Origin of the sequence: Clostridium sp. 10cd* (assembly GCF_044336395.1) — a bacterium.
GTDB lineage: Bacteria > Bacillota_I > Bacilli_A > Erysipelotrichales > Erysipelotrichaceae > Clostridium_AQ > Clostridium_AQ innocuum.
In genome coordinates this window covers 2130027-2156296 of record NZ_CP172347.1, presented here as the reverse complement: position 1 = coordinate 2156296, position 26270 = coordinate 2130027, and the positions used below count along the sequence as shown (strand labels likewise).

Here is a 26270-nt window from a genome sequence, read left to right as displayed (position 1 = left end):
TGCGCTCTCTTTCATATCATAAAAAACCTGCAGATACCATTCTTTCCTACATAGAGGTGCCTGCATAAAGGAGAATTCAAATGGAATTCTCCCTATTTTTTTCACCCGCAATTGAGGAAGAACCACGGATATGCGCAGGCTTCTTTTCATTGCAATATCATTTTTCCATAAGATCACAGACCTATTGTGTCAGCAGCTGCTCTACAAGAGCGGAGGCATCGTTTGTCCAGATATCCGGCTCTATACCGTAATATTCTTTAGCATAGGAGTCCGAAAACTGCGTCAGCATATTGCCAAAGCTGACCTCCAGACTGGAATGCTTCAGATACACTGTCAGAAAGGAAGAACCACGCAGCATGCCTGCCGTCGGTGTACCGATGAACACAACATGATCAAGGCTGTGCAGCCGATCGATCAAATGCTCCGCTGCGGATGCGGTCTGATCATCCTGTAAGACGAACAGCAGTGTATCATTCTTTATTTGTTTCTCGCTTCTGCGCTCCACCACAGCATGCAGCTCATCCAGCTGCTTCCAGGCTTCTTTCTTTCGCAAATCCGATAAGGACTGTGCGAAGTCTTCTGCATGAAATTTCTCCTCCAGCAAGGGGTTTTCCAGAGGAAGCTTCAACAGTGTCTGCATATGACCGCCCTTTGCAGTCCCCGAGAAGCTGCGATACCAGCTTTCTGCCACCAGCAGATCACCACCGCTGTTTCCCCGCAAATCCAGAATCGCTGCTTTGCTGTCTTTGAACTTCTCTGCCGTTTTAAAAAATGCATCCGCCTTCTCCTGTTCACGTTTTGCATAAAACATCCGTGCCGTATGAACATAGGGAACACCCTGAATCTCCTTTTCAAGAATGGCTTTATCCGAAGGATGTGCGGTAAGAGGCAGCACCTTCTGCCGCTGTACCGTTTCCTTGGCAAAATGCAGGGTAACTTCTGTTTTCTGCTCGTTTGTTTTTTGATAATATACATAGCGTCCCGCATGCAGAGCATCCTCCTTCAGAACAGTCTCCAGCTTTGTTTCTTCATCTATTGCCGTTACCCTTTTATCTTTGAAATAAAATCCGTCTTTTCTCTTTTCAAACGTATCCTGCATCGTAAAGGTTACCATGGGACGTTTCAGCGGCATCTGGTCAATCAGAAAGTGCTGATCCTCAAGAAAGCGCAGATGTGTTCGAATACAGGAACGATAGGCCGTATAATCCAGCTCCCGAATTCTCTCGATGTCCTGCAGGATTGCCTCCTCTGCCTGCGCAAATGCATCACTCTGATTAAAATAGGCATAGCAGCCATACAGCTCCTTCAGCATTGCAAACAATGCCGTTGTATCCTCGCGCGCCTCTTTCTTCGTCAGTGTGCGGGAGGGTGAGGAGGCATGCTGATTTTCCAAAGCATAGTCCAGTGCCTTCCAGTACTTCTGCAGGCTGGATTTCTCTTTAGGCATTGCCGGCAGTTTGTAGGCTTCCGTTTTTCGAGTCTGATCGATCTGCTCTGCCAGCTGCTCCACCTTCCAGGGTATTTTCACTTCATCCTGTCCCTTCCTGCACCCCTGCAGCGGAAGAGAAAGCAGAACCACCATAATGATTCTGCCTGCTGTTTTATTCTTTATCAATGACATAATTATCCTTGCCCTGATGTTTAACATCATATAACGCAATATCCGCACGCTGATACAGACTGACAAAATCATCACCGGTGCGACTCAGCGATACCCCGATGCTGATGGTTGGAATCGGCAGTTTGGTGGTTTCTCTTTTATAACGCAGATTCTCTGTCAGAAGCTGACACTTCTCCTTCACCTGTTCTCTGCCACTGATATGCTTCATAAAGACGACAAACTCATCTCCCCCAAGCCGTCCTACAATTGCGGAATCACGGAAGACCTCCTGCAAGGCGGTTGCTGTCTGAATCAGCACCTGATCTCCCATATAATGGCCGTGTACATCATTTACCTCCTTGAAATCATCCAAGTCCATAATGTACAGCGCATGCGGTGTACTCTTTGCATTCAGTACCCCCTGAATCTGCTTCTTCACAGATGCTGCATTCAGAATATCCGTCAGAGAATCCAGCATGCTTATTTTACGCAGCTGCTCCTTTTCCATCTTTTCAGCATGGATGTTCTGCACACGTCCGATTGCGGAAACAGCCTGTGCCCCATCATAAATCACCTTGATATATATATGATACCATAAGGAAGACCCGTGAAAAATCAGATTTACGTCCGCATCCGTATCCACCTTCTTCATCAGCTGTTCATAAAGCGGATTGTTCCCCTTACCATCCACAACCAGAATCTCGGATTGATAGGAAGAAAAATGCTCAATCACTTCAGGTACCTTGAAAATCTCCACAGCCTCACTGGTAAGACGCAGCATATCACTCCTGTAATCATACTCAAAAATTACTTCCTTCATAATTTCCGAGAGATAGCGGTAACGCGTGTTTTCCAGCTCGATCTGCTTTTTCATTTTCATTTGATTACGATAGTACACATATCCAAGCATCAACAGAACCGAGGCTGCTGCCACGATCAGCATCATGAATTTCAGCGGGTTTTCCTGAATATATGTCATGAAGGTAAACGGCTTTTGCTGCTGTGCATTTTCATAGATATAGCTTTCCAGCTCACTGGTATCAATGGTACGGATACCCTTATTCAAAATTGTCGCAAGTGTGTTCTCACTGCTGTTGATAATACCCATGCTGTATTTCATCGAGGAGGAATTCGCCTGGGGATAAATAATGTAATGCGTGAAATCATCCCGGTACTGATAGAAGGATGCAGCATAGCTGTCCGTATACGTGTAATCACATATGCCCTCATCGACTGCACGCAGTGCTTCCTCGATGGAATCATAATAGACTGCATTTTTTGTATTCTCATACTTTTCTGTCACATTCCCCTTGTAGATTGCGGCCTTTTTCTCTTTCAATGTCGTTACATCGACATCATTCCCTGCGACAAGCACACGCTCCGTTTCCAGATATGGTGTACTCAGCAGCAGGGTACTGTGACTCACCAAATCATAATCATACTGTATGTTCAATACGATATCTGCTTCTTTATCTGCAATTTTCTTTGCAAAATCATCATAGCTGTCGGTATATATATTCCAGCCTCCAGCCCGCCTTTTTGCTGATGCTTTTCAAAAGATCATTTGCCACACCTTGTATTTCCCGATTGCCGTTATAATATTGCAGCGGTCCAAACCCGTCCTGTACCAGCACCTTCAACGCAGGATGCTCGTTGATATAGGCTTTTTCCCTGCTGTTTAAGAGCAGCTGATTGCTTGATTTCGTGAAATATTTATTGTACAGCGTAGACTGCAGCGTCGGATTGACTTCACTTATGCTGACAATGGCCCGATTCAGTTCGGAGATCAATGCGCTGTTGCCTTTTGTGGTCGCAAAATAAAATGGTGTTGGAGAAAATTTTGCAATGGAACGAAAATTATCATCAATGGAAAGATCGACGGTTATCAGAGCATCGGCTTTTCCAGACTCAACGGCCTTTTGCTGTTCCTTCGCATTTTCACACCATACCGTCTTGTATTTCATACCATTCAATTCCGCAAACTGCTCAAATGCTATATTACGATTTTCCGCATCCTTATCCAGCGCAATGCGAAAGTCTTTACTTTCTGTCAGATTATACTCATCGAAGCGCTCATCGTTTGAAAGCACTGCGATAACGCTGTATGCATTTCCATAATTCTCTGTCGGATAATCGTATATCTTGGAGAGTCCCTCATTGTAGCTCATGGCTCCAAGTAAATCCAAATCCCCTTTTTTCAGCATATCCAGCATGGTCGTCAGCTGCTCATTCAGATCCCCTTCTATTTCAACGAACTCATATGTCCATCCTGTGTATTGTGAGATTTCCTTCAGATAATCATAGGTGTAGCCTGTATAGGTGCCATCATCATTTTTTACTGTCAGGCCTGGCTGCGTAGGAAAGCCTACTCGTATGACACGCTTGTTTTCCTCTGCCTGCACTGATGGTACTGCCGATAGCAGAAACAGAAACATTACAACAATGCATGCCAGTATTCCCTTTTGCTTCATAATCTCACCTCGATGTCCATATATCTTATATTATACAGTATATAGAAGAAGAAAAGTAAATTTTTTCAAAGAAAAAGGCGCATTATACACCTTTTTGTCTGTTTTTGATTTTTTTTGTATCGGTTAATGCATAAACTTCATCCGCAAGGGATGCAACCACGGGTGAATGTGTGACAAGGATGATACATTTCTGTTCCTCATACGCAAGACCTTTAAAGATTTCCATGATTTCATCCTGCGTATCCTCGTCCAGATTTCCGGTAGGCTCATCCGCCAGAAGAATTGAGGGATCATACGATACTGCACGGGCGATGGCTACACGCTGCTGCTGCCCGCCGGAAAGCTTTAAAATACGGCGTTGGGATTCTTCCTTACTGAGCCCCACCTTTTCCAGCAGTTCCATTGCATATGCACGGTTGTTTTCTTTTTTTACTCCGGCGATGTCCATGGACAGCATCACATTTTCAACGGCAGTCAGATGCATCAGCAGATTAAAGCTTTGAAAAATCACACCTGCATACTGACTTCTGTATAGATACTGATCCACCTCGCTGACATCCAATCCATTGTACAGAATCTTTCCTTCCGTTGGCTTTGTCAGCTGTGAAAGCAGAGACAGCAAAGTGGTCTTACCTGCTCCGGAGCGACCGGTAATCGCGTAGATTCTGCCGCCTTCAAAGCGATAATTCACATGGCGCAGCACCAATTCCTTACCATTATAGCTGTAGCCGACATTCTGTAATTCCAGCTGCATGTTGCTTCCTCCTATTCTCTGTTCGATAATATATTCAGCGGTTCATAACGCAGAATACGCAGTACCGCCAGGGCGGCGGATAATAGCGTCAGCAATATGGCAATACCGCCCAGCTCCAGCAGGACCTTTCCATTGGCGGCACTGCTGATTTCCTGTATATAGGATACAGTTTCTTTCTCCATTCCCTTGCTCCTGCCGCCAAACTCTATCTGCGGACCGCCTTCCTTTGGAAAATCGGTTTCCTGCGCGGCAGATGTCTGTACAGTCTGTGTCTGCAGCAGTGTGTTGGTCAGCGGTACACTTGCGGCAGCACCGATTCCACAGCCCAGCATAATCGCCATAAGTGTTACTATGAGGATTTCACAGATGAACTGCAAAGCAATCCTGCGCTTGTTCATACCGATGGCCGCCAACACCCCGATTTCATATTTCCGTTCCCGGATGTGATAGATATTGAGCACCACTAGAATCACACCGCCGACCAGCAATACAACCGCCAGAAAATATCCGGCATACGTACTCAGATTTTCCAGCGGAGCAAGGCTTTGTTCATAAGCAGCCACATCCTCAGAGGAAACGGTATACATATCACTCAGCCCAAGCTTTCGGGCCTGTGCTTCAAATTTATCATATGCCTCAACATTTTCAAACACATACGTGCCACGGGTCTGGGCATGCAGGGCAGTATCCGTATCAGCGGTACTCTTTTCAACCATCGCATGCAGAGCCTCATAGGACATATAAATCTGATTGGCAGGATCCATCATATTCATCCCCATAAAAGAATCAGCGGTTTTTGTAGAGGTATAGATACCGACAACCCTGACCTTGTACGTTTCCTTCTCAGCAGCGGGATTGGTAAAGGTAATCGTATCCCCGATGGACAGGTTATTCAGTGTGGCAAGCTCCTGATGGATGATACACGTAAGCGCATCATCACCTTCCGTAAAACGGACTCCCTCACTCAGTTGGGCACTGCCATCCGCAAAGGCCGTCATCGCCGCATAGCTGCTATAGCCGGTTATGGTGAAATCCCCCTGATGTTGCATACCGCCAATGCCCTTCCCCTGTTGGGGAAATCCACGTTCCTGGGATGTGTCTGCCGGGGCTGTATCAGTAGTATCAGAGGAGGTGGAAACCGCTTCTATCGAGGATGCGTTCAGGGAAACACTTTCCGTATAATAGAAATCATGGACGGATTTTGCCTGTGCATAGGTTTTTAATTCCTCCAAAGACAGCTCTTTCATCGAAGACATCCAATCCTTCATACTACCCTGCTCTGTTTCCTCTGCATTCTTACGCATATCCTCCATCATGGACTGGCGGTCCACACGGATGGTTGCGGTGATGTTCAAATCGGATAAGCCGCTTTCACGCTCCCTGTCCGCAGCCTCGCGAATCGACAATGCAAGGCAGGCTGACAGACCTATCACAAAGGCGATACAGCCGATCAGTATATTTCTGCCCTTTGCCCTGGTTATATTCCGCAATGCATTCTTTAAAATGTACATGAGTATTCTCCTTTCACGGTTACAGTATACAGGCGGCATGTGATAACTCTGTGAACAGGCTATGAAGAGCAAAAGAAAACACCCTCTCAGGTGTTTTAGTAAGCAAATCAACTGATTTTATTCAATCGGCCGCTGATAGAATTTCCCCTCAACACTTTCCGTCTTTGTCACATTGACAAAGCTGGTCTGATCAATTTCACGGATTCGGGTGACAAGCCCCTTGACATTCTGAGAATCCACAACTGTGTACAGCATGGTTCTCGGCCGCCCGTAATAGGTACCGATCCCCTCCAGCCGCGTTACACCGTGATGTGTGGAATTCTGAATTTCCTCAATCACGATATCCGGATTGCTGGTGACGATGAACAGCGTCATCCGCTTGTAACGGGTATGCACAAAATTGATAACCTGTGTGGAGCAGAACTGAAAGATTATGGAATACAGCGCAGCATTCCATCCGAACAGATATCCGGCAGCCACAAGCATTACGGCATTCATAGCCAGGATATAATTCCAGGCTGGCTGATTGGTCCTTTGTGAAATCCACATGGCGATGAAATCCGTTCCACCGCTGCTGGCATTCCCGCGTAAGGCGATGCCCAAAGCGACACCCTGTAAAATTCCACCGAATATGGTAATCAGCAGAATATCCTCCGTGATATTGGTAACCGGCAGGATTTCAACAAACACACCGGTTAAAACAATCATCACACAGGAATACAGTGTGAATTTCTTTCCTACTGTTTTGTAGCCGATGTAGGCCGGTATGGCATTCAATGCAAAGTTGACGGCAGAATACGGAACCTGCAGGTTCATATATTTTTCCGCGCATCGCTGAATGAATACTGTCAGTCCGGTAAAGCCGCCCGGAAATAAGCCCCCGGCATTGATAAAGGTATTGATATTGATGGCGCAGAGAAGTGATCCGATAATCACACAGCCTACCGTAATCAGATCTCTGACACTTGGTTTTAATCTCATTCTTCTACTCCCTTTTTCCTCTGGTCATGCATAATTATACTATCTTTTTTTCTACATGCAACCGTTTTGCGGATGATACCTGTTTACTTTTTTCTATGTAAATTTTCATTCAGCCGTATCAGGTCTTACACGATTTCCCGCAAGCACTTACAGCTGTTTTTTAGCTGAACTGATACTATTGTGCTGTAAAAATTCATACAATGCATATGGAAGGAGAGTTGTTATGAAACAATTTTTAGCCGTAGCTGCCCTAAATGAGGCAGTCGAAATGCACTGCGATACCCGCAGGGATGTCAAGATATATACCGAGGGCTTCAAAGCTGTACAGCATGAAGCAATGGAATTTTCTGTTATGTGTGATGGTGAGCTGTATCAGCTTGAAAAATTACACGAGGAATTGCGACAGGCTGGTTTTCCTGATCCCTCCAGTTTGGAGGAAGCCGTCTTGTATGCCTATCTGCTCTGGGGCGAAAAAGCGATGGAGCATATGGAGGGTGCTTACTCCTTTATTATACGGAAAGGTGATTCCCTCTTCTGTGCCAAGGATCCGCTCGGGCTTCGCCCAATCTATTATCTGATCAAGGACAACTGCATTTGGATCAGCTGCCGGATTCAGCCTCTGCTGGATGCTTCGGATACACCGGCCGTTCTGAATCGCGAGGGACTTTTGGAGCTGTTTGCCTTTGGCCCCAGCATCAGTGAAAATCAGACGCTGTATAAGGATGTTCATGCATTGCCGATGGGCTCCCTGCTTCGTATATCCGCCGGTAAGCTGGAGATAAAAACATATTATAAGCTTTCCGCACATCCGCATACGGATACCTTACAGGAGACCATCACGAAGGTACACGATTTGATGAGTGCCTCTATCCACGCACAGGCGTCTGGTGCACAGGCAAGCTTTCTCTCAGGCGGACTGGATTCCAGCCTGATAACGAGCATTGCCGCAAAAAAGAATCCGCAATGGCGTACCTATTCTCTGGATTATGAAGGGAATAAAGAAAATTTCAAGGGGAATATGTATCAGGTTTCTCTGGATGCTTCCTTTATTCAGGATATGTGTGAGTTCTGTCAATGTGAGCATACACCGCTTATGCTGTCACAGCAAGAGCTCTGTGATCTGCTGGAGGATGCTATGCTGGCAAGAGAGGCACCGGGTATGGCAGATGTGGATTCCAGCTTGCTGTGGCTGTGCCGTAAGGTTGCTGAAAAGGAACAGATCATTTTAAGCGGAGAGTGCTCGGACGAGATTTTTGGCGGCTATCCGTGGTTTTACCGGGATGAGTTAAAGGATTTGGATACCTTTCCATGGCTGCGCTCCACAAAAGAGAGAATCTCTTTGCTTCATCCGGATTTGCAGAGTCTTCCGTATGAGGACTATATCGCAAAGCGTTATGCGGAAAGCATACAGGATATTGAATATCTGGATACCGACAGTGATGAGGACCGCCGTGCGCGTATTCACACCGTGCTGTGTCTGCACTGGTTTATGCAGACGCTGGTTACCCGTCAGGTATGCATGGGAGATGCAGCGCATTTGAATATCCGTGCCCCGTTTGCCAATGTGAAGCTGCTGGAATACGTATATAACATCCCATGGGAGATGAAGTTTCTGAAGCAGGAGGAAAAAGGCATTCTGCGAAAGGCATTTGAACATGAGCTGCCTGAAAGTGTTGCCCATCGGAAAAAGAACCCGTTTCCAAAGACACACAATCCCCGATACGCCGAGCTGGTCAGCAAACGTCTGCAGGAGCGTTATGAGGATCCGACAAGCCCGCTGCATGAGTTGTTTGATGATGTAAAATTAAAAGAGCTGATTGATACAAAGGGGGAAAGCTTTCAGCTGCCATGGTACGGTCAGCTTATGAGCGGACCACAGCTGCTTGCCTATCTGTATCAGATTGACCGATGGATCGTTACCAAGCATATCTCGATTGAAAAATAGTATAAGAAAAGCGGCAGAGCATCTCATTCTGCCGCTTCTTCCGTTTCCACCCCTGCCTCCTTCATGACCTTCTGCAGCTCCACAAGCTGACTGGTGCGCAGCATGTCCCGAATCTGCCGCAATTCCTTCAGACAGCTTCTCAGTAAATCAACAATGGAAGCAAGCAGAAACAAGGCACCGATAACAGCGCAGTAAGCAAGTATATCCATCCTCATCCTCCCTTTCAGACTCACAGCGATTGAATAAAAAGACGCGATTTCCTATAGCGATTCATGTATTGTCAGAATATCCTGCAATGTCTTTCTGTCAGTCTTTCGTCTCTGTTGACTGCCGTAGCCCACAGCAATAACGAGCCGTATTCTTTTTTTATCCGGTATCTGCAGCAGCTCTTTGATTTTCTTTTCGTGAAAATATCCAATCATGCATGTATCCAAACCAAGCTCAGCAGCCTGCAGGCACAGATATGCACACGCAATACCGATATCCACCTGATGAAATTCCTGATTCTTCATGCGATTCACGATTCGCTCAGAAACCACCGGCTTTTGTTCTTCAACAACGATAAAAGCTGCATGCTTTGTAAAGGGCTGTGTCAGGGCTACCATGGCCGGGTCTTGGATGATGTGAAATTTCCAAGGCTGCGAGTTGCATGCGGATGGTGCCAGCCCCGCGGTTTCCACACATGTTTTCAGCAGCGCTGAATCAATCGCACGCTCTGTAAAGCTGCGGCAGCTGTATCTTGCGGTAATCGCTTCCTGTAGTTCCATAAAGTGTCTCCTATTTCCAATCGAATGGTTGAATTTCTCTGTAATTGCGAAAGAAACAGGCTATGATTGATTCATATATGTATATCGTTATTCCTGTATTCTAACTCTTCAGATTTAGCATATAGTGGAATTCAACATTTGTCAATATATAGTTTACATCAATGATACTACCAAAAGGAGTCACTGCCGTGCCCTCTTGCGATTCCAGATTTCCTGTTAAGCTATTTCTTTACAGAATCAATCTGTCATTCTTTTTTTCATACCGTTTTGAGAACGCGGATTATGCTGCGCTATCCTTCTTTTTATCCAGCTGCACCTCCTGAATCTCTTCAAAGCGCTTCACGATCTTTCCAGCTGTAATCTGCAGCTGCCGCATATCCTGATAGGTTCGCTCAAAATCACTGCCGACTGTCTGATAACGCTTATGAAACCGCTCAAACTCGACCTGCAGATGCTTCAGCTCCTGCTGAATCTGTTCCACATGCTCATTGCGCTGTACGCCCAGATAGATCGCACGTATTGCGGTCAGATATGCCATCAGTGTCGTCGGTGAGACCATATACACCTTTTCTTCATAAGAGTAACGCACGACCTCATCACAGCTCGCATAAATATAGGAAAACACTGCTTCGGCAGGCAGAAACATGCAGGCAAATTCCGCTGTTTCCTGCGGCAGTATATACTTGGAAGCGATTGCGCGGATATGCCTTTTCACATCCTGTACAAACTGAGCATGTGCTCTGGCCTTTTCCTGCGCCGTATCCGCTGACATCAGACGGTTATAATTTTCCAGCGGAAATTTGGAATCAATACAAATCATACGCAGCGGTTCACTGGCGAACAGAACAGCATCGGCAATCGTTCCGTTGCTCAGCTTATACTGCTTCTGATAACGATGCTCATCCGTCCCCATCGCCGTTTCCAAAAGACTGTACAATTCTATTTCACCAAAGATGCCTCTGGTCTTTTTATCATTTAACACATTCTGCAGCTGCAGGATGGATGCAGAGACCTCCTTAATGCTCTGCTGACTTTCATCCAGCCTTCCCATCTGCTGCAGCACCTTGCCGAAAACCTGTGTTGTCGTCTGATAGCCATGGTGCAGATTCTCATTCAGCGTAAGCTCCAGATGGCTCATCCGCTGCTCGACATTTTCATGCAGAGACTGCAAATCGGTTTTCATCAGCTGGGAAATCTGCGTCTGCAGCATCATCAGCTGATTGTTGAATTGCTGCTGCATGGCTGCCATATCCTCTCGCTGTGCGTTCAGCTCCCGCAGCACTCGTTCACTGTCTGCTGATTTTGCCGGCCGCTGCTGCAGAAACAGAAAGATAAACAGCAGTACAACACACAGAATTAAAAATATCAACACGTAAAGTTCCATAATTATCTCTGCTACTCAAAACATGGACAAATATATCCATACCGAGATGTTGAAAGTTCTTGTGAACCTTTCTTACTGCTTCACCGTATATGCTTTTGTACTGGATACATCCAGATACTACTCACAAGTTCTTGTATACTCCACAGTCGTAAATTCCCGACTAAAGCCATCGGTACATGCCTACAAGTCCCTGGTTATGCTACTTTGTAGGATATAGCATCTCTTAAATTAAGACTTGCATTATAATCTCTGTCTGCATGATAGCCACATTCACATACGTATTCTCTGTCAGAAAGCTTTAAGTCCTTCTTGATACAACCACATTCATGACAAAGCTTACTGGATGCATACCATCTATCTACAATTCTTAATTCAATCCCATATTCTCTGCATTTTGCTCCCAGTTTCGCTCTAAATTCATAGAACTTCTGCGAAGCAACTGCTTTGGAAAGATGCCTGTTCTTCATCATGCCAGATATGTTCAAATCTTCAATCGTGATATAAGACGGCTTGGTCTTCACCATCTCATTAACACTTTTATTTATATAATCCGTACGGATATTCTCTATCTTATGATGAAGTCCTTGTACCTTTACTACTTGCTCTCGGATATTTTGTCGAGTAGCTTTTCCTCCTTCATTTTTATTGCGTTTCTTTAAGCTTTCGTATTTCCTCGAAAGGCAACGCTGTTCTCGTTTTAACTGTTTCTCTACTTTCTTTAATTTTGCAGTTTTATTGATGTTCTTCTTTACAATACCCTTCTGATAACGGCAAAGTCCTTGACACCAAGGTCAATTCCTAATCCGATATCTTTTAACTGTGGACTTACCTGTTCCGGTTGTTCAACGAAAACTGACACATACTATCGTCCAGCCTTACATGTAACAGCGCCGCTCTTAATAATGTAAATACTAGAGTCCGTAGGGATACAGCCCTTTTCTTTTCATCTTACCCATGCAAGCATCTGTGTTTTCATACGATGTCTATCGCATGGCATGGTTACTTTAGAATCTGTTTTCACTAACTACATCTTACCATCCGATTTGCCTTTTTTCTTGAATTTGGGAAACCCGGATTGTCCTTTGAAGAAACTCCTGAATTCCCTTTCGAAGTTCATAATACTTTGCTTTACAGATTTTGAACTGACTTCTTTTATCCATACATACTCAGGATTTTCTTTTAAATAGATGTTGTTTAACCATTTTGAGAAGTCCATGCCGGATATGAATTTCTTCTCTTTTTCATAAACTTCTTTATTACGGGCCAGATTAAAGTTATATACAAAGCGGCAAGTACCAATCGTTTTATTGATTTTCTGTATTTGTTCCAGAGTTGGGTTGATTTCCGTTTTGTAACTCTTCAGCAATTTCCTTGTCCTCCTTTATCTGTTTCTTGCATTACCTTAATCCATATAAGATAAATATCATATCCTGCACCAATTCTTCGTTTGGCGAAAGAGATTCATTATTTACAACAATGATTCTAGTATTGAATTTTTGGCAGAGCTTTTCAAACCAATCATAGCCAAAGCGTATAAAGCTATCTTTACTGGAAATTTTATTCTCCATAACTTCTTATACTTTCTTGCGTTGCAAAACTGCCTTAAAAAATCAGATTGATTTTTTAAATCGTCTTTCTGGTTTCCTGTAGACACTCTCGCATATTTAACAATATCTCTTATATCATTGTATGTATGTATTTCTTTAAATTGTAAATATTGGTCATGAGTGTAATACCTACGATTTGTTGGAGTGCGATTTGCCTTTCATATCCCCTCCCTATCCCAGCGTTGTAATGTTTTAACAGAAACACCTAATAATTCTGCAAAATCTTTCGGTTTATAATTTGCGGTATTTGATTTGTTCATAATAAGACACCTTTCTCACAAACACATTTTCTATGTTTTTATAATCTTATAATCTCTCCTTGCGGATATCATTATACCATATATATACCTCAGGAATTCAGAAAAGACAAATAGCGTTCACACAGACGCATGCTTCTGCGAATACAGCGGATATCGACTGATAAAGACAATTTACTTTCATCATGAAACTGTACCACACAGCCCTTTTCCAGACGGCGCACCTCATCTACTGCACGGTAATTGATCCAGATACAATCGGGATTGCGCATTGCTTTTGTCGGAAATAATACATCGCGGTAAATCTCCGATAACAGAATCGGCACCTTCTGATGAATATCCAGATTGCGTGCAGCTGCTGCTCTTCTCCCCTCAAAGGTGGAGCCATGACGCATACACAGTCTTTGTAATATGACAAGTACAGGCTCCTGCAGTCGTGCCTGCTGCTGATTCTCCTGCACCATTAAGCAGCTTCTCTCATCAATTCTTTGCAAATAATAAACCATTTCCCCGCCTCCCAAAAAGCATTCACCTAATCGTTATATCACAGAAATCGGAAAATGCACAAAAAGTAATCAAATACGAGAGAATTTCCTGCATAAAAAAAGGAACAGATTTACTCCGTTCCCATATGACCTCTTCTAGCAGCAGCCTCCGTCGCATCCGCCGCCACAGCTTGAGCATCCGCTTTCCTGCGCTGCCATCTGCTGTTCATAAACCAGGGTATCAATCACAATGCATTCGATTTCTACCTTAACATCCTTTGGCAGACGTGCTACCTGCACACAGCTTCTTGCCGGATATGGTTCCTCCAGATAGCTGCCGTATACCTCGTTCAGCTTATCAAAGTCATTCAGATCGCTGACAAAGATCGTCGTCTTAACGATGTGCTTGTAATCAAGCCCCATGTCCGCAAGAACAGCCTTGATGTTCTTCATGACCTGGTGAGTCTGCTCTTCGATTGTCGTTCCTTCTACCTCTCCTGTTTCCGGGTTTAAGGGAATCTGCCCGCTCAGGTAAACAAAGTCTCCCAGCTTCACTGCCGGAGAATAAGGCCCCAGCGCCTTTGGTGCGTTTGCAGGCTTTACTGCTTTCAAAAATACGTTCATAGTATTCCTCCTAGTCTAAATCGTCATCCATTTGTGACAAGATCTGCATTTCGATTCTGGCTGCCATACCATCCTTGGTATCCAGAACCTTGATTTCAAAGTTTTCAAATTCTATTTCACGGCCTTTGCGGACCTTGCGATGGTTATTCAGTTCAAAGATCCAGGCGGCGAAGGTTCTCGCCTTTGTTTTCGGCGCATCCTGATCTTCTACATATGTATCGAAGAAATCAACGAGCGACACATTCCCGTCAATCGTAAAGGTATGGTGTCCGATTTCCACGACGTGATTGGGAAGAGGATCATATTCATCATAGATCTCTCCTACCAGCTCTTCCAATACATCCTCCAGCGTGACAATTCCGACAAAAACATGGGAAGTCAAAGATTCCTCAACAATCGCCATATGCTCCCTCGATTTCTGAATATCCTCCAGAACCGCAGGCAGCTTCTTTCGCTGTGTAACGAATACCGGCTCCTGCATCATCTCAGAAATGACGATTTCCTTATCCTCCAGAAGAGCATCCAGTACATCGCGCACGCGCAGAATACCGACAACCTCGGTTGTCTGATAGGAAATCACCGGAAGCCGGGACAGCTTGTGATCATGAAGAACCTGCTTCATCTGCTCATAGGTGGCATTGTCATACAGAAAAACAACCTGATCCTTGGGTACCATGATATCGCGTACATTCTTATCATCAAACTCAATGACGCTTTCAATCAGCTCGCGCTCCTCCTGCTCCAGAACTCCCTCCTGTTCAATCGTTGAAACGATCTCCAGAAGCTCATCCTCCGTTGCCGTAACGTTTTCAATTTCCATTTTCTTTTCCCAGTGCGCTTCGATCGACTCCACAACAAAGGAAATCGGGCGAAACAGCAGCACCATGATGGAAAGCGGCTTTGCCATAAACAAAGCTACGGATTCCGCTTTTGCTTTCGCAACAATTTTCGGCGTAATTTCTCCAAATGTCAGAATCAGAACCGTCATGATTCCTGTGGCAACTGCCACACCGGCACTCCCGAACATCTGTGTAAACAGCTCTGTCGCAATGGAGGTTGCCAGAATATTCACCACGTTGTTTCCAATCAATATTGTTGTAATTGCAGCCGTAAAGTTTTTGGAAATGCTGTACGCTGTACGGGCACGCTTATCTCCGTTTTTCGCCATTTGCTTCAAACGTATCATATTCACAGAGGAATATGCCGTTTCTGTTGACGAAAACAGTGCACTGAAAGCTACCAGTATAAGTAAAACGATGAGAAGACATATTTGCGATCCATCCAAGAATTACCACTCCCTACCGTATGTCCGTTTAGAAAAAGATGGTTAAAGACTCTTCACCATAGACAATATTATAAACGAAAATCGGAAAATTTCAATGGAAACGACTATATTCTTCTTCAATCTTCACCGAACCCGTCACATTTTTCTTACAATGCCCTCATAATCCATATATACCGGTGCAGAAAGGTAGATTTTGTTGTTGGACCAGCGCAGAAGGCTTTTTCCGCCGCGGGATACGCCTACAGCTATTTTGTGCAGAAGATCGTCATGATATGCCTTGCGATAGACCGGAATCAGTGTTTCTGAGCCCTCCGGCGTACTGAAATGCATATCATCCTGTATTTCGTAGGCTTCGGGCATGCGGTACGTATCATGCTCCCGGATTTCAAGAGTCACCAGATTGCGAAAGCATTTCATGCGGCATTCCCGCTCCTGCATCCGGATATTGCAGGTATCCTTCTCAAACTGCTTCATATACCAGAACCCCAGACAGCATACCGCCTCCAGACTGCACAAATTTGCAGGATTTGCATCCTCCACAATCTGAAAGCGGATATCCTCCCTTACAATACTCCCCGCAAAGCTTTGATGCTCCTGCTGCATCTGTTCACTGCACAGTGTAACATCCCGCATGTGCTCTCTTCGCACACTCACCAGCAGATAATTCCTGTCATTCATTTTTAATTTCCAGAATTTCACAGTATCCCTCCTATGTATAAATATGCGATTGGTGTTCACAATAATGTCAGGAGGTAAGAAAAAATGAAAAAAGAAAAAACAAGCAAAAAGACACGTTTCGTTGCAGCTCGTCGTAACAGTGATGGTACATTAAGCGAGTTCAAGGACAACAATGGAAAGACTTACGACTACGAACAGGCTTTAGAGGCTGTTGAACAGGGTATGATCGAAAACGCTCTTCCATTCACAGGACGTGACGGAGCTCGTCACATTCGTGGAATCAACGATGGAGACGAATCCACAAACCTGCGTAACCTGAAAGAGTTCTAAGAAACGCGTACAAAAGAAGAACATGTGCTGCCATCGGCAATCGCACATGTTCTTTTTTTATTTTCTGATATAAGCAGCAGTGGATGCGCATGGGCAGTCTGCCGTTTTCTTGCGCATATCACTTCGCTTATAAAATTCCTGTCATTATTTTCGAATACGGTAATAGACACATGTATGCAGATGGCCGCGATAGTCCACCTCTGCTGTTTTCTGTATCCGTTTCATACCGCACTTTTCCATAACGCGGCAGCTTGCAGTATTTTCCTGAAAGGCCCCTGCGCAGATTTCATGATAGCCTTTTTCAAACAGATCTGCTATTACTGCCTGTAACATCTCTGTGGCATAGCCGTGGTTATGATGTGCCGGATGGATCACATACCCCAGCTCAATGCAGCTTTTTTCTGCCTCCACAGTATTGACAAACCCGATGAGCTGATCACCAAGATAGATTCCACGCTCATAACGCGCTTCCTCATATGACCATTCCTTGAATTGATGAAACAGGCGCTCTGCCATGGATTTTGTTGCGAAATCCGGAATCATAAAGGTTTTCTTAATTTCTTCATTGCACAGCAGATTCACCATGCCGGTACAGTCTGCTTCCTGAAAGGGCTGTATGCTCAGCCGTTTTGTCTTTATCATAAGCTGCCTCCAGTTTCTTGTTCTTCCAATTCTTCTACCCGTATCTGCAATGCCAGATAATAGGATTTCAGCTGCCTGCGTGTATAATAGAATAGAAAGCATAATAGCAACCCGCCAAGAACACACAAAATTCCGCCGATGCAGCGGATATAGACGACTGCCTGTGCCAGCGATGTGCTGGAAAGTCCCTGCCAGGTACAGAAAAAGATACCACCTGCCGCAAGCAGTGCGGCACTCAGCACAACAGTCGTACTCCGCTTTTTCTCTACAGCCGGGAAGACGAGCAGAAACAGCAGTGCCGTTACCACCTCAAATGGACGCAGCTCCTTCAGCAGAATTGTGATCGCCTTTGTAAAAGAAAAGGATGCAAGGGAAATCGTATCCAGAATAATACGTGATACATAGGTCTGTGAAATCAGCGGCTCCTTCAGCAACGCGAATACTGAGGGATAATTAGATAGCTGCAGCAGGCGAAGGCCGAGAAACAGATAGGGCAGCACGAGCAGTATGCATGCGAATAAGGCAATTAAATACAATAAATGCCGGCGCTTTGCCCGTGTATCGACGAATTGATCGAGCCATTCAATCATGTTGTCAGCCAATCCTCTCCCTTAATAACCTCAACACCGGAAAGACCCGGATAATCCAGCTGCCGCAAAGCCTCATAGAGGATGATTGCCGCGCAGTTGCTGAGGTTTAAGGAACGCGCATTGGCCACCATGGGAAGGCGCATACAGTGCTCCAGCTGCCGGGAAAGAATCGTCTTGGGAATTCCTGTACTCTCTTTGCCCAGAATAAAATAGATATCGCCCTCACATTTGGTAAAGTCAAACTGCGAAGGTGCTTTTTTGCCGTATCGCGTCATATAATAATAATTATCACTGGGATTTTGCTGAGTGAATTCCTCCCAGCTTTTATAGATTGTATACTCCAGCTCCTTCACATAATCCATACCTGCTCTTTTCAGATGCTGTTCATCCAGTGAAAAGCCCAGCGGCTGTATCAGATGCAGACGGGTGCCGGTTGCCATACAGGTCCGCATCATGTTACCGGTGTTCTGCGGGATTTCCGGTTCATATAGTACAAGGTGCAGCATATCAGTTCTCCTTTTCCATAAAGGCTACCAGCTTTGCCAGCGCACGCCCGCGATGGGAAACACGGTTTTTCTGTTCCTCACTCACATTTGCCAGTGTGGTTCCATAAGGCGGATAATAGAAAATCGGGTCATAGCCAAAGCCCTTTGCGCCCTCCATATGGTCTGCCACAATGCCCTCTACGACTCCGGTAAAGACATGCTCACTGCCATCTGCCTGCACATAGGCGATCGCACAGATAAACTGACAGCCCTTATCCTCGGCATGCCTGCATTGATCGATCAGATATTGATTTTTCACATCATAGGAGGTATCCCTGCCCATAAAGCGTGCGGAATAGATACCCGGTGCGCCATCCAGCGCATTGACGGCAAGACCGCTGTCATCCGCAATCACCTCGATTCCCAGACGCTCATGAATTGCCTTTGCCTTAATCAGGGCATTTTCTTCAAAGGTTGTCCCTGTTTCTTCAATCTCGATATCCTCCTTTAGATCGAGCAATGTCTTCACGGTATATCCAAGCGGCCTGAGCATTTCTTCAAATTCCTGCGCCTTATGCGCATTGGCGCTTGCAAGCATGATTTCTTTCATCGTGTCATCTCCTTGATTTCTGTCATTTTCTCATTGATAAACCACTGTCTCGGATATTGCTGGTGACGATTGTACAGCACCAGCTGATAGCCCGCTTCCCCGCAATAGCCGATATCCGCCACACCATAGCGAAACAGCGTATCCTGATTGGCAATCCCCTGCTTCAGGGCAAAGGAAAGCAGCTCCTTTTTTTTCTCCAGCGTTACCCATGGCCGTGTGAAGCGATGCGGCTTCTGTTTAAAATTACGGTAATACTGCATCAGCAGGATGGCATCCACCAGACGTTCATCCTGTGTATTCAGTAACGGATAAAAGCAGCGAAACAGCTCATAGGGCTGATAGGGACGAGGCAGCTTTTCATACTCCTGTCCCAGATCCATAAATAATGCAAATGCACTCTCATACCAGTGCAGCTTCAGGATTGCGGTAATCACACTGCGACAGGCTGCGCTGTTCCAGAATTTTTCAACCGCCTCTGCACACGCATGAATCCGCTGCATCTCCTCTTCCTTCAGCCACGCACTGGCCCGGACATCATAGGGGGCATTTCCCTGAAACACGAAGTGATAGCTTTCCCGCTGACTTCGCAGCTTGGTTCCCTTCAGCAGCTTGAGAATACCAAGCTGCAGCTCACTGGCCTGCAGGGAAAACAGAGTATCAAAGGAGACCTGAAACAAATTCAGATCCTCATAGGGCAGACCGGCAATCAAATCCACATGCATGACAGCACCACTTGCCTTCAGTCGCTGAATGACCTCTATGAGACGTTCGTTATTCTGGGTGCGTCCAACTGCGTGCAGCGTCCTGGTGTGAAAGGACTGCACGCCGATTTCAAAGCGGAAGCGACCGGGAACAGCCTCCTCACAGAAAAACTGCAGCAGCTCCTCACTCAGTGTTTCCGCAACGATTTCAAATTGGAAAATCTGATGAGTGCAGTATTCATTCATATAGCGTGCAATCTGCAAAGCGCGCTTGGGATCTGCATTGAAGGTGCGATCCAGCAGCTTCACCTGCGTTACCCTGCTGTCCTTCAGCTTGTGCAGTATCCTCATGATATACTCCATGGAAAACATGCGGACAGCTCGATCGGCGGAGGACAGACAGTAGGTGCAGCCGTATGGACAGCCTCTGCTTGTCTCCAGATAAAAATACTGCCTGTCCATCCCTGCCTCATCCATTTCCATGAAATACGGTGCTTCAAAGCGCTCCAGCCATGCAAGGTCAGTTTTGCGATATTCCGTATTGGGATACTGCTTTGTGTAAATACCTGAAACCGGATACGCTTTTGCTTCCTCCAGCATGGTGATGTATTCCCATACACTCTGTTCCCCTTCTCCGATACTGATGGCATCCACACCCTCATCCAGCAGATCATAGGACTCGTAGCTGACCTCCGGACCGCCAACCAGTATATGCAGATCGCTGTTTTGCTGCTTCAGCAAAAGAATGACCCTTCGGATCAGCTGGATATTCCATATATAGCAGCTGAAGCATACCACCTCCGGCTGTACGGATAAAATATCCTGTGCGATCCACTCCTCCTGCTCTTTTATCGTATATTCCCTTATCGTGACGCATTCCTTATGCGGAGCTGTCGTATACAGCCAGCGCAAAGCAAGATTCTTATGTATATATTTAGCATTGCATGTCGTCAGCAGAACTTTTTTCACTTCTTCACCTTCTCGCTATTTATTCTAACAAATTTTACTTAAATATGCTATGATTAAACAGGTGATATGAATGAAAGCAATGGATTTTCTGGATACGCTGTTTTTCGATCCGGATATTACGATACGTGATATGCATAAAGGGCTGACCAATCAGAACTTCCTTCTGGAAATGAATCAGGAAACATATGTCCTGCGCATTCCCCGCGCAGACAGCGAGCATATTGTGAACCGACATCACGAAACGATGGCTCTGGAGGCTGTACGGGATGCGGATATCGATGTGGAAACGATTTATTATGATGAAGCAAGCGGCTATAAGGTTACACGGTATCTGCCGGATGCCAGAACCTACAGGGAATGCGAAGACCCCTGCAAGCTGGAGCGGACAGCTGCCCTTATGAAACGGTTCCATTCGCTGCAGAAGCGTGTGGATGCCGATTTTGAACCGATTCGTCGACTGCAGGGCTATCGCAACCGCCTCCGACAGCCGCTGTATGATCTGACCCCGTATGAAGATGCCATACAGGCAGTTTATCATTTAAACAATCCCCGCATCCTCTGTCATAACGACTGGGTGGATGGGAATATCCTGTTCACAAAGGATAAGACCTATCTGATTGATTATGAATATGCAGCTAACAACGATCCGCTGTTTGATGTGATGTCTTTCCTGAGTGAGAACCAGATAGAGGATCCGGCCCTGCGGGAGCGCTTCTATGCCGTGTATTTCGACGAAATGAATGCTACCGTGCGCAGGCAGCTTGATATCTGGGAGAATTTCCAGAATCTGTTATGGTGCTGCTGGGCGATGATGATGTGGGAAAGCCGCCATGAGAGCATATACCGCGCAATCGCCCGTGATAAATACGAGGCCTTAAAAAGAAAAAATCCGAACACCTGATACCGTTGTGCCAAAGCTTCTCAACGTATGCTGTGATATGTTGTTTCGCATACGTTGAAGCTGGCTGATGCTGCCGCAGGTGAGCGGATTTTTTTATGCTGCATCCTTTTTCCGGAAGATCCAGCGTGTTGCAACATACAGGAGTCCGCAGGATATTCCCAACGTCAGAATACCATTCAGATAGGTATAGGACGTATAGCCGCTGAGAATGTCCACGGGATTGAAATAGGTGAACGGAAGCCATGCATACCATGTCTCGGTATTGGCCGGCTGTGCAATTCCCATGCCAAGCAGCAGAATGGCAAGCGTCAGAACCAGTGATGTCATCTTGTTTCTGCAAATGGCATTAAACAGCATATTCAGCAGCATGCAGAAGAGGATGACAAGCAGCGCCATCAGGACACACCAGCCTGTGAACTGCCACATCGGCAAAAAATCAAATTTGGAATTCGGACTCTGTGTCTGATAAGGAATGGAAAAATACCGCGTAATTCCAAGCGTATATGTCATTGCATTATTTTCTTCTGTTTCTGCCAGGGTGTTCTCCATCTGTTCCAGAGAGGTCAATCCCTGCACATTGGACAACACCGGTGCCTGCATACGCTCATAGTGATCAAAGATGCCGAAGCACAGGGAAAGCAGCAGAAGCGGTATAAAGAATATGGCACACAGCGCCGCAAGATTGGTGCGTATTTTCTGGTGCAGATAACAAATGCGTTTGCGTGGCTGTGACAGCAGTGTTTTGATAACCCCGCTATCCCGGTCCTCATGAATGGAGTCAAAGCACAGAAGCGTGATCAATATAACCGGCAGTATCGGAAACAGGGAGCGCATGAACTGTACGATCAGCGTAGCGCTGTCCGTTGTGGAATAGGTCAAAGTGGCAATCCCCTGCTTTTCCAGCTGATCATAAAACCGGGCGGTGAACTGATAATACGGAAACATCTGAGTTTCATCATTGTCCATGTAGCTGTTCGCCCAATCCTCTGATATTTCACGATCGGAAAATTCCGGAAGCTTTCGTTCCTTGCGCAATGCCTCCAGCGTATCCTCCTTCGTTACATATTCACGATAATACAAATCGAAGTTCCGTGTAGCATACAGAGCGGAAACACGTCTTGCATGCAGCAGATTCACTTCGGCATAATTTTTATTCACAGCCCTCCAGTCCTTATTCTGGATGGCTGATTTTAAGCGCTCACTCTTCTGTGTCAGGGTTTTGAAATACGCGGCATTGTCATCCGTCATCAGCATGAACAGCTGATGCTTCACTTTGTTCTCCGCCTCCAGTGCATCAGCGTAGAGCGCTCTGTGCTCGGTTGCCGCCTTCTCATTCAAATCCACTGCGCTCAGCACACCGCACAGCAGGACACAGACCATGGCAATCCATAGCTTTCTCTTACGCAGCATTTTTTTTATTTCCAGCATCATCGCATACCTCCTTCCAGGTCGGATCGGTTAATCACGTGTATGGTCCCGACAAATAAAAGCGGCAGCCACAGCGCACACATCATCATACACAGGGTACTGTTCGCTGCATATTCCTGTGCAGCAATTTCCAGCGGATGCAGATAGAAAAACGGAATCCAGGAAAACAGAAGGGACGAATTTCCAAAGATACGCATCATGAAATATATCACAAGCAAAAGGGAGCCGATACACAGCAGCGTATTGGACACCGTCTTCTGCCAAGATGCCAGCCATGCTGCCGCACACATATAGCACAAAACCACAAGCATGGAAAGCGGCACCGCTTTGATCATTAAGGATGACCAGGTACTCACCTCATACGAGCGAACGATGTATGGGTATTGCATGCTTCCCAGTCCATGCTGCAGAAGGGGCAGGATGGAAAACAGCAGCAGAGCAATCGTAAAGGAAAGTAGAATCACAAAGGATGCTGTCAGCAGTTTGGCAATCAGCAGAGTACCTCTGGAGATTGGCATACTGTATATGAGCTTATATGTCCCACTCTCAAAATCATGGCAAATCTGATCCGCCATCAATACGCCAACAACAAGTAGCAGCAACAGCATGGTATCCTGTTGAACTATCTGCATAAGAAAGTTTAACAGTGTCGGCTCATAGGGACTGGTATACGGCTTTATATCATGATTGAGAAAATACGCATAATAGGTATGATCTCGGTGCAGCGTATCCTTTGTTATCCCCAGCTCCTTCACCATGTCCATGGATAAACCAAGCTCCTGCAGATTCTGATAACCCAGTGCACGCTCCTTCGCATAGCGAATTGTATCATGCCAGTCAAAATATTCAGGAGATTGCTGCATATTGGTCCAGGAGGATGTCGCGTATTGGATATCACACCACAAATACGCCTCCTCCCGCTGCTTCGGAGCTTCCTCCTCTTTCGGTGTACGCTGCAGATTGAACAGCAGTGTCTGACATTGATTATCTGCGACAGGATTTTCATAATGCAGCTGCATGACCAGTGCATCCCCATATGCCCTTTCCTTCTTTAAAGCAATTGCATATACTGCTGCAAAGAAACATAGAAATGCGAGAACGGATACCAGAAACCGCTTTGCTTTCCAGCTTTTCCGTATTTCCGCATACAGCAGCGCCCTCATGCAGTCCCCCTGTCCTGCCGGTATACGCAGAATCGCCGCTTCATGAGCGGACACCACCTTCCAAATCCCGTTTTTCTATGATAAAGATATGCAGCAGGAAAAACACAAGGCTGCCGGCAATGCAGAGAATTGTACACGGAAGCAAGTCCAACGTGAAATCATGCGCAGCGATTTCCATCGGATATATGTAGAAGAACGGTATCCAGGAAAACAGCGGTATGGAATATCCGAATATACGGATGAGGAAGTAAATGAGGATCAGCAGAGAGCCGATACAAAGCATGGTGTTGGATATCGTTTTCTGCCAGGAGGCCAGCAGCGCGGCCACAGTCATATAAAAGAGAATTACAAGAAGGGAGAACGGCAGGATCCGCTGCAGCAGCCATGTCCATGATACGACATCATAGGTATGTACAATGTACGGATATGCACTGCTTCCCATTCCATAGGCCGACAGCGGCACAACGGAAAATACAGCGAGTGCAGCCGGAAGGGTTAACAGAATTACAGCTGCAGCGGCGGATACCTTTGCGATAATAAGCTTTTTTCTGGAAATCGGCTGACTGTATATAGTTTTATAGGTGCCGCTGTCATAGTCATGACAAATCTGATCTGCCATTAACAGTGATACAACAACCATGAGCAGCAGCATCGTATCATGCTGAAACATCTGAAGGATGAAGTTTAAGAGATTGGGCTCATACGGTGTTGTGTATGGCGGTATATCCTGTGCTTCAAAATAACGGTAATACGCCCTGTCCGTTTCCAGGGTTTTCTTTGTGATTCCATAGCCCTTCAGCTCATCGTGGTAGTAACCGCGATCCATCAGCGCAAGAAGGGTTTCGGCACGCCCTATGGCATAGGCATTTGTATTATGCCAGTCGAAATATTCCGGTGCCTGTCGAAGATATGTCCAGCTGGATACATTATCCGTTACATTGCACCAGCCGTATGCTTCCTCACGCTGACCCGGGTTTTCTTTCTCAACAGGCGTATTCTGCAAGGTGTACATCAAATCTCCACACCTTGTACTTACGATTGCATTCTGGTAGTGCAGCTGCATGATGAGATCATCCTCATATGCCTTCCCCTTTTGCAGACAGTTTACATACACAACCGAGAAAAAGCAGAGAAAGGCCGCAAAAGCCACGAGAACCCGTTTTCCCCTCCAGCTTTTCCTTAATTCTGCCAGAATGATTTTTTTCATGAACCATCACCATATACTTCCCGGTAAACAGACTCAATATCCACATTTTCCTTAACGATATCCATGATATCAATATGCAGACGCAGCAGCTCTTGCAGATAGGCATTCATCCCCTTTTCATTACGAAAATGCGCCTTTATCCCCTGATCAACCCGCTCAAGCTGTGCATCCTCCATATGAATCGCTGCGGCTTCCGCCAAATCCTTTTCCTGCATGTAAAAGGTATATATATATGCATTGTGTATGGCAGACGGCGTTTCCACGATTTCTCCCTGATTGATACAGATGATCCGGTCCGCAACTTTTTCTATTTCACCCAGCTGATGTGAGGATATAAGAATTGACACATCCTCATCATCCGCCAGCTGCCGCAGCTCCTGACGCAGCTCCATGATACCTCTGGGATCGAGTCCGTTTGTCGGCTCATCCAAAATCAGAAATTTCGGATGCCCCAGCATTGCAATTCCAAGACCCAGACGCTGCTTCATCCCCATGGAATACTGGCCTGCACGCTTATCAAGACTCTTATGCAGACGGGTGAAGGTCGCAATTTCTTCTATCCGTTTCTGATCGACATGCTTCAGTCTTGCGAAATACTGCAGATTCTCATAGCCGCTCAGCGTCGGAAACAGCCCCGGTGCCTCAATCATCGCCGATACATACTGTAAAGCGAGCTCCCGCTCCTTTGCGAGATCATGCCCCTCGATGATGATCTGTCCGCTGGTTGGATATATCAATGACGCCATGCATTTCATCGTAGTTGATTTTCCTGCCCCGTTCGGTCCGATAAACCCTACGATCTCATGATCCTGAATCGAAAAGCTCACATTTTTCAAAACCTTATGCTTTCCGAAGGATTTGCACAGATTTCTCACTTCAGCCCTTATCATATGTT

Annotated in this window: 25 protein-coding genes and 2 pseudogenes; 3 read left to right on the top strand and 24 right to left on the bottom strand. The window is 45.8% G+C overall.

Features of this window, described 5'->3' with window-relative positions; all coding sequences use genetic code 11:
- Positions 1–181: 181 nt before the first annotated feature.
- The 6 genes from ACG3M1_RS10665 to ACG3M1_RS10640 form a co-directional block, all read right to left on the bottom strand.
- Positions 182–1621, bottom strand: a complete 1440-nt coding sequence (locus tag ACG3M1_RS10665) for a S41 family peptidase (RefSeq protein WP_224720969.1) — start codon at positions 1619–1621, stop codon at positions 182–184.
- Complete coding sequence (locus ACG3M1_RS10660; RefSeq protein WP_009269310.1) at positions 1602–3053, bottom strand: transporter substrate-binding domain-containing diguanylate cyclase; 1452 nt, start codon at positions 3051–3053, stop codon at positions 1602–1604. Before ACG3M1_RS10660 ends, ACG3M1_RS10665 begins: the two co-directional genes overlap by 20 nt.
- 43 nt (positions 3054–3096) lie before the next feature.
- On the bottom strand, positions 3097–4071 hold the full coding sequence (locus ACG3M1_RS10655; RefSeq protein WP_008819371.1) for a transporter substrate-binding domain-containing protein: 975 nt from the start codon (positions 4069–4071) through the stop codon (positions 3097–3099).
- Positions 4072–4153: 82 nt separating this feature from the next.
- Positions 4154–4825 (bottom strand): ABC transporter ATP-binding protein, encoded by a 672-nt coding sequence (locus tag ACG3M1_RS10650; RefSeq protein WP_008819372.1) that lies wholly within the window; start codon positions 4823–4825, stop codon positions 4154–4156.
- 11 nt (positions 4826–4836) lie between these two features.
- On the bottom strand, positions 4837–6336 hold the full coding sequence (locus ACG3M1_RS10645; RefSeq protein ID WP_175627821.1) for an ABC transporter permease: 1500 nt from the start codon (positions 6334–6336) through the stop codon (positions 4837–4839).
- 117 nt (positions 6337–6453) lie between these two features.
- On the bottom strand, positions 6454–7317 hold the full coding sequence (locus ACG3M1_RS10640; RefSeq protein WP_002608700.1) for a YitT family protein: 864 nt from the start codon (positions 7315–7317) through the stop codon (positions 6454–6456).
- 223 nt (positions 7318–7540) lie between these two features.
- Between ACG3M1_RS10640 and ACG3M1_RS10635 the strand changes: the two genes are divergently transcribed.
- On the top strand, positions 7541–9262 hold the full coding sequence (locus ACG3M1_RS10635) for an asparagine synthetase B family protein (RefSeq protein WP_217752643.1): 1722 nt from the start codon (positions 7541–7543) through the stop codon (positions 9260–9262).
- A 23-nt stretch (positions 9263–9285) separates the two neighbouring features.
- Here ACG3M1_RS10635 and ACG3M1_RS10630 read toward each other — a convergent pair whose 3' ends face one another.
- From ACG3M1_RS10630 to ACG3M1_RS10590, 9 genes and pseudogenes are all read right to left on the bottom strand, one after another.
- Positions 9286–9471 (bottom strand): hypothetical protein, encoded by a 186-nt coding sequence (locus ACG3M1_RS10630; protein ID WP_002608698.1) that lies wholly within the window; start codon positions 9469–9471, stop codon positions 9286–9288.
- Between the two features lie 51 nt (positions 9472–9522).
- Positions 9523–10029: a nitroreductase family protein gene (locus ACG3M1_RS10625; protein WP_008819375.1), complete on the bottom strand. Its 507-nt coding sequence runs from the start codon at positions 10027–10029 to the stop codon at positions 9523–9525.
- Positions 10030–10309: 280 nt separating this feature from the next.
- Positions 10310–11413, bottom strand: coding sequence for a DNA recombination protein RmuC (locus ACG3M1_RS10620; protein WP_008819376.1), 1104 nt, complete (start codon positions 11411–11413; stop codon positions 10310–10312).
- A 194-nt stretch (positions 11414–11607) separates the two neighbouring features.
- A pseudogene (locus tag ACG3M1_RS10615) lies at positions 11608–12779 on the bottom strand (RNA-guided endonuclease InsQ/TnpB family protein).
- Positions 12718–13280 (bottom strand): annotated as a pseudogene (locus ACG3M1_RS10610) (IS607 family transposase). Before ACG3M1_RS10610 ends, ACG3M1_RS10615 begins: the two co-directional pseudogenes overlap by 62 nt.
- A gap of 89 nt (positions 13281–13369) precedes the next feature.
- Complete coding sequence (locus ACG3M1_RS10605) at positions 13370–13783, bottom strand: competence protein ComK (RefSeq protein WP_008819379.1); 414 nt, start codon at positions 13781–13783, stop codon at positions 13370–13372.
- 135 nt (positions 13784–13918) lie between these two features.
- Complete coding sequence (locus tag ACG3M1_RS10600; protein WP_008819380.1) at positions 13919–14386, bottom strand: RidA family protein; 468 nt, start codon at positions 14384–14386, stop codon at positions 13919–13921.
- Between the two features lie 10 nt (positions 14387–14396).
- Positions 14397–15671, bottom strand: coding sequence for a hemolysin family protein (locus ACG3M1_RS10595; RefSeq protein WP_002608691.1), 1275 nt, complete (start codon positions 15669–15671; stop codon positions 14397–14399).
- Between the two features lie 135 nt (positions 15672–15806).
- Entirely contained in the window at positions 15807–16370 is a 564-nt protein-coding gene (locus ACG3M1_RS10590; protein ID WP_008819381.1) for a hypothetical protein, read from the bottom strand.
- Between the two features lie 63 nt (positions 16371–16433).
- Here ACG3M1_RS10590 and ACG3M1_RS10585 point away from each other — a divergent pair, with 63 nt between their 5' ends.
- Positions 16434–16679 carry a DUF3892 domain-containing protein gene (locus ACG3M1_RS10585; RefSeq protein ID WP_002608689.1) on the top strand — a complete coding sequence of 82 codons (246 nt, stop codon included), beginning with the start codon at positions 16434–16436 and terminating at the stop codon, positions 16677–16679.
- A gap of 144 nt (positions 16680–16823) precedes the next feature.
- Here the strand turns inward: ACG3M1_RS10585 and ACG3M1_RS10580 are convergent, their stop codons facing one another.
- Genes ACG3M1_RS10580 through ACG3M1_RS10560 form a run of 5 tightly spaced genes read right to left on the bottom strand, consistent with a single transcriptional unit; the run spans position 16824 to position 20676 of the window.
- Positions 16824–17321 carry a GNAT family N-acetyltransferase gene (locus tag ACG3M1_RS10580; protein WP_008819382.1) on the bottom strand — a complete coding sequence of 166 codons (498 nt, stop codon included), beginning with the start codon at positions 17319–17321 and terminating at the stop codon, positions 16824–16826.
- Positions 17318–17911: a hypothetical protein gene (locus tag ACG3M1_RS10575; RefSeq protein WP_008819383.1), complete on the bottom strand. Its 594-nt coding sequence runs from the start codon at positions 17909–17911 to the stop codon at positions 17318–17320. The genes ACG3M1_RS10580 and ACG3M1_RS10575 overlap by 4 nt, the downstream gene beginning before the upstream one ends.
- Positions 17908–18417: a tRNA (cytidine(34)-2'-O)-methyltransferase gene (locus ACG3M1_RS10570; RefSeq protein WP_002608686.1), complete on the bottom strand. Its 510-nt coding sequence runs from the start codon at positions 18415–18417 to the stop codon at positions 17908–17910. Before ACG3M1_RS10570 ends, ACG3M1_RS10575 begins: the two co-directional genes overlap by 4 nt.
- Position 18418: 1 nt before the next feature.
- Positions 18419–19006, bottom strand: a complete 588-nt coding sequence (gene rdgB, locus ACG3M1_RS10565; RefSeq protein WP_008819384.1) for an RdgB/HAM1 family non-canonical purine NTP pyrophosphatase — start codon at positions 19004–19006, stop codon at positions 18419–18421.
- Positions 19003–20676: a B12-binding domain-containing radical SAM protein gene (locus ACG3M1_RS10560; RefSeq protein WP_008819385.1), complete on the bottom strand. Its 1674-nt coding sequence runs from the start codon at positions 20674–20676 to the stop codon at positions 19003–19005. The genes rdgB and ACG3M1_RS10560 overlap by 4 nt, the downstream gene beginning before the upstream one ends.
- Before the next feature lie 70 nt (positions 20677–20746).
- On the opposite strand from ACG3M1_RS10560, the gene ACG3M1_RS10555 reads away from it, so the two are divergent.
- A complete protein-coding gene (locus ACG3M1_RS10555; protein WP_008819386.1) occupies positions 20747–21577 on the top strand; it encodes a choline kinase family protein in 831 nt (276 codons plus the stop codon).
- A gap of 93 nt (positions 21578–21670) precedes the next feature.
- Here ACG3M1_RS10555 and ACG3M1_RS10550 read toward each other — a convergent pair whose 3' ends face one another.
- Genes ACG3M1_RS10550 through ACG3M1_RS10535 form a run of 4 tightly spaced genes read right to left on the bottom strand, consistent with a single transcriptional unit; the run spans position 21671 to position 26265 of the window.
- Complete coding sequence (locus ACG3M1_RS10550; RefSeq protein WP_242410445.1) at positions 21671–23008, bottom strand: ABC transporter permease subunit; 1338 nt, start codon at positions 23006–23008, stop codon at positions 21671–21673.
- Positions 23005–24222 carry an ABC transporter permease gene (locus ACG3M1_RS10545; protein ID WP_082420130.1) on the bottom strand — a complete coding sequence of 406 codons (1218 nt, stop codon included), beginning with the start codon at positions 24220–24222 and terminating at the stop codon, positions 23005–23007. Before ACG3M1_RS10545 ends, ACG3M1_RS10550 begins: the two co-directional genes overlap by 4 nt.
- Positions 24209–25375 carry an ABC transporter permease subunit gene (locus ACG3M1_RS10540; RefSeq protein WP_055200597.1) on the bottom strand — a complete coding sequence of 389 codons (1167 nt, stop codon included), beginning with the start codon at positions 25373–25375 and terminating at the stop codon, positions 24209–24211. Before ACG3M1_RS10540 ends, ACG3M1_RS10545 begins: the two co-directional genes overlap by 14 nt.
- On the bottom strand, positions 25372–26265 hold the full coding sequence (locus ACG3M1_RS10535) for an ABC transporter ATP-binding protein (RefSeq protein ID WP_008819389.1): 894 nt from the start codon (positions 26263–26265) through the stop codon (positions 25372–25374). Before ACG3M1_RS10535 ends, ACG3M1_RS10540 begins: the two co-directional genes overlap by 4 nt.
- Between the last annotated feature and the right edge of the window lie 5 nt (positions 26266–26270).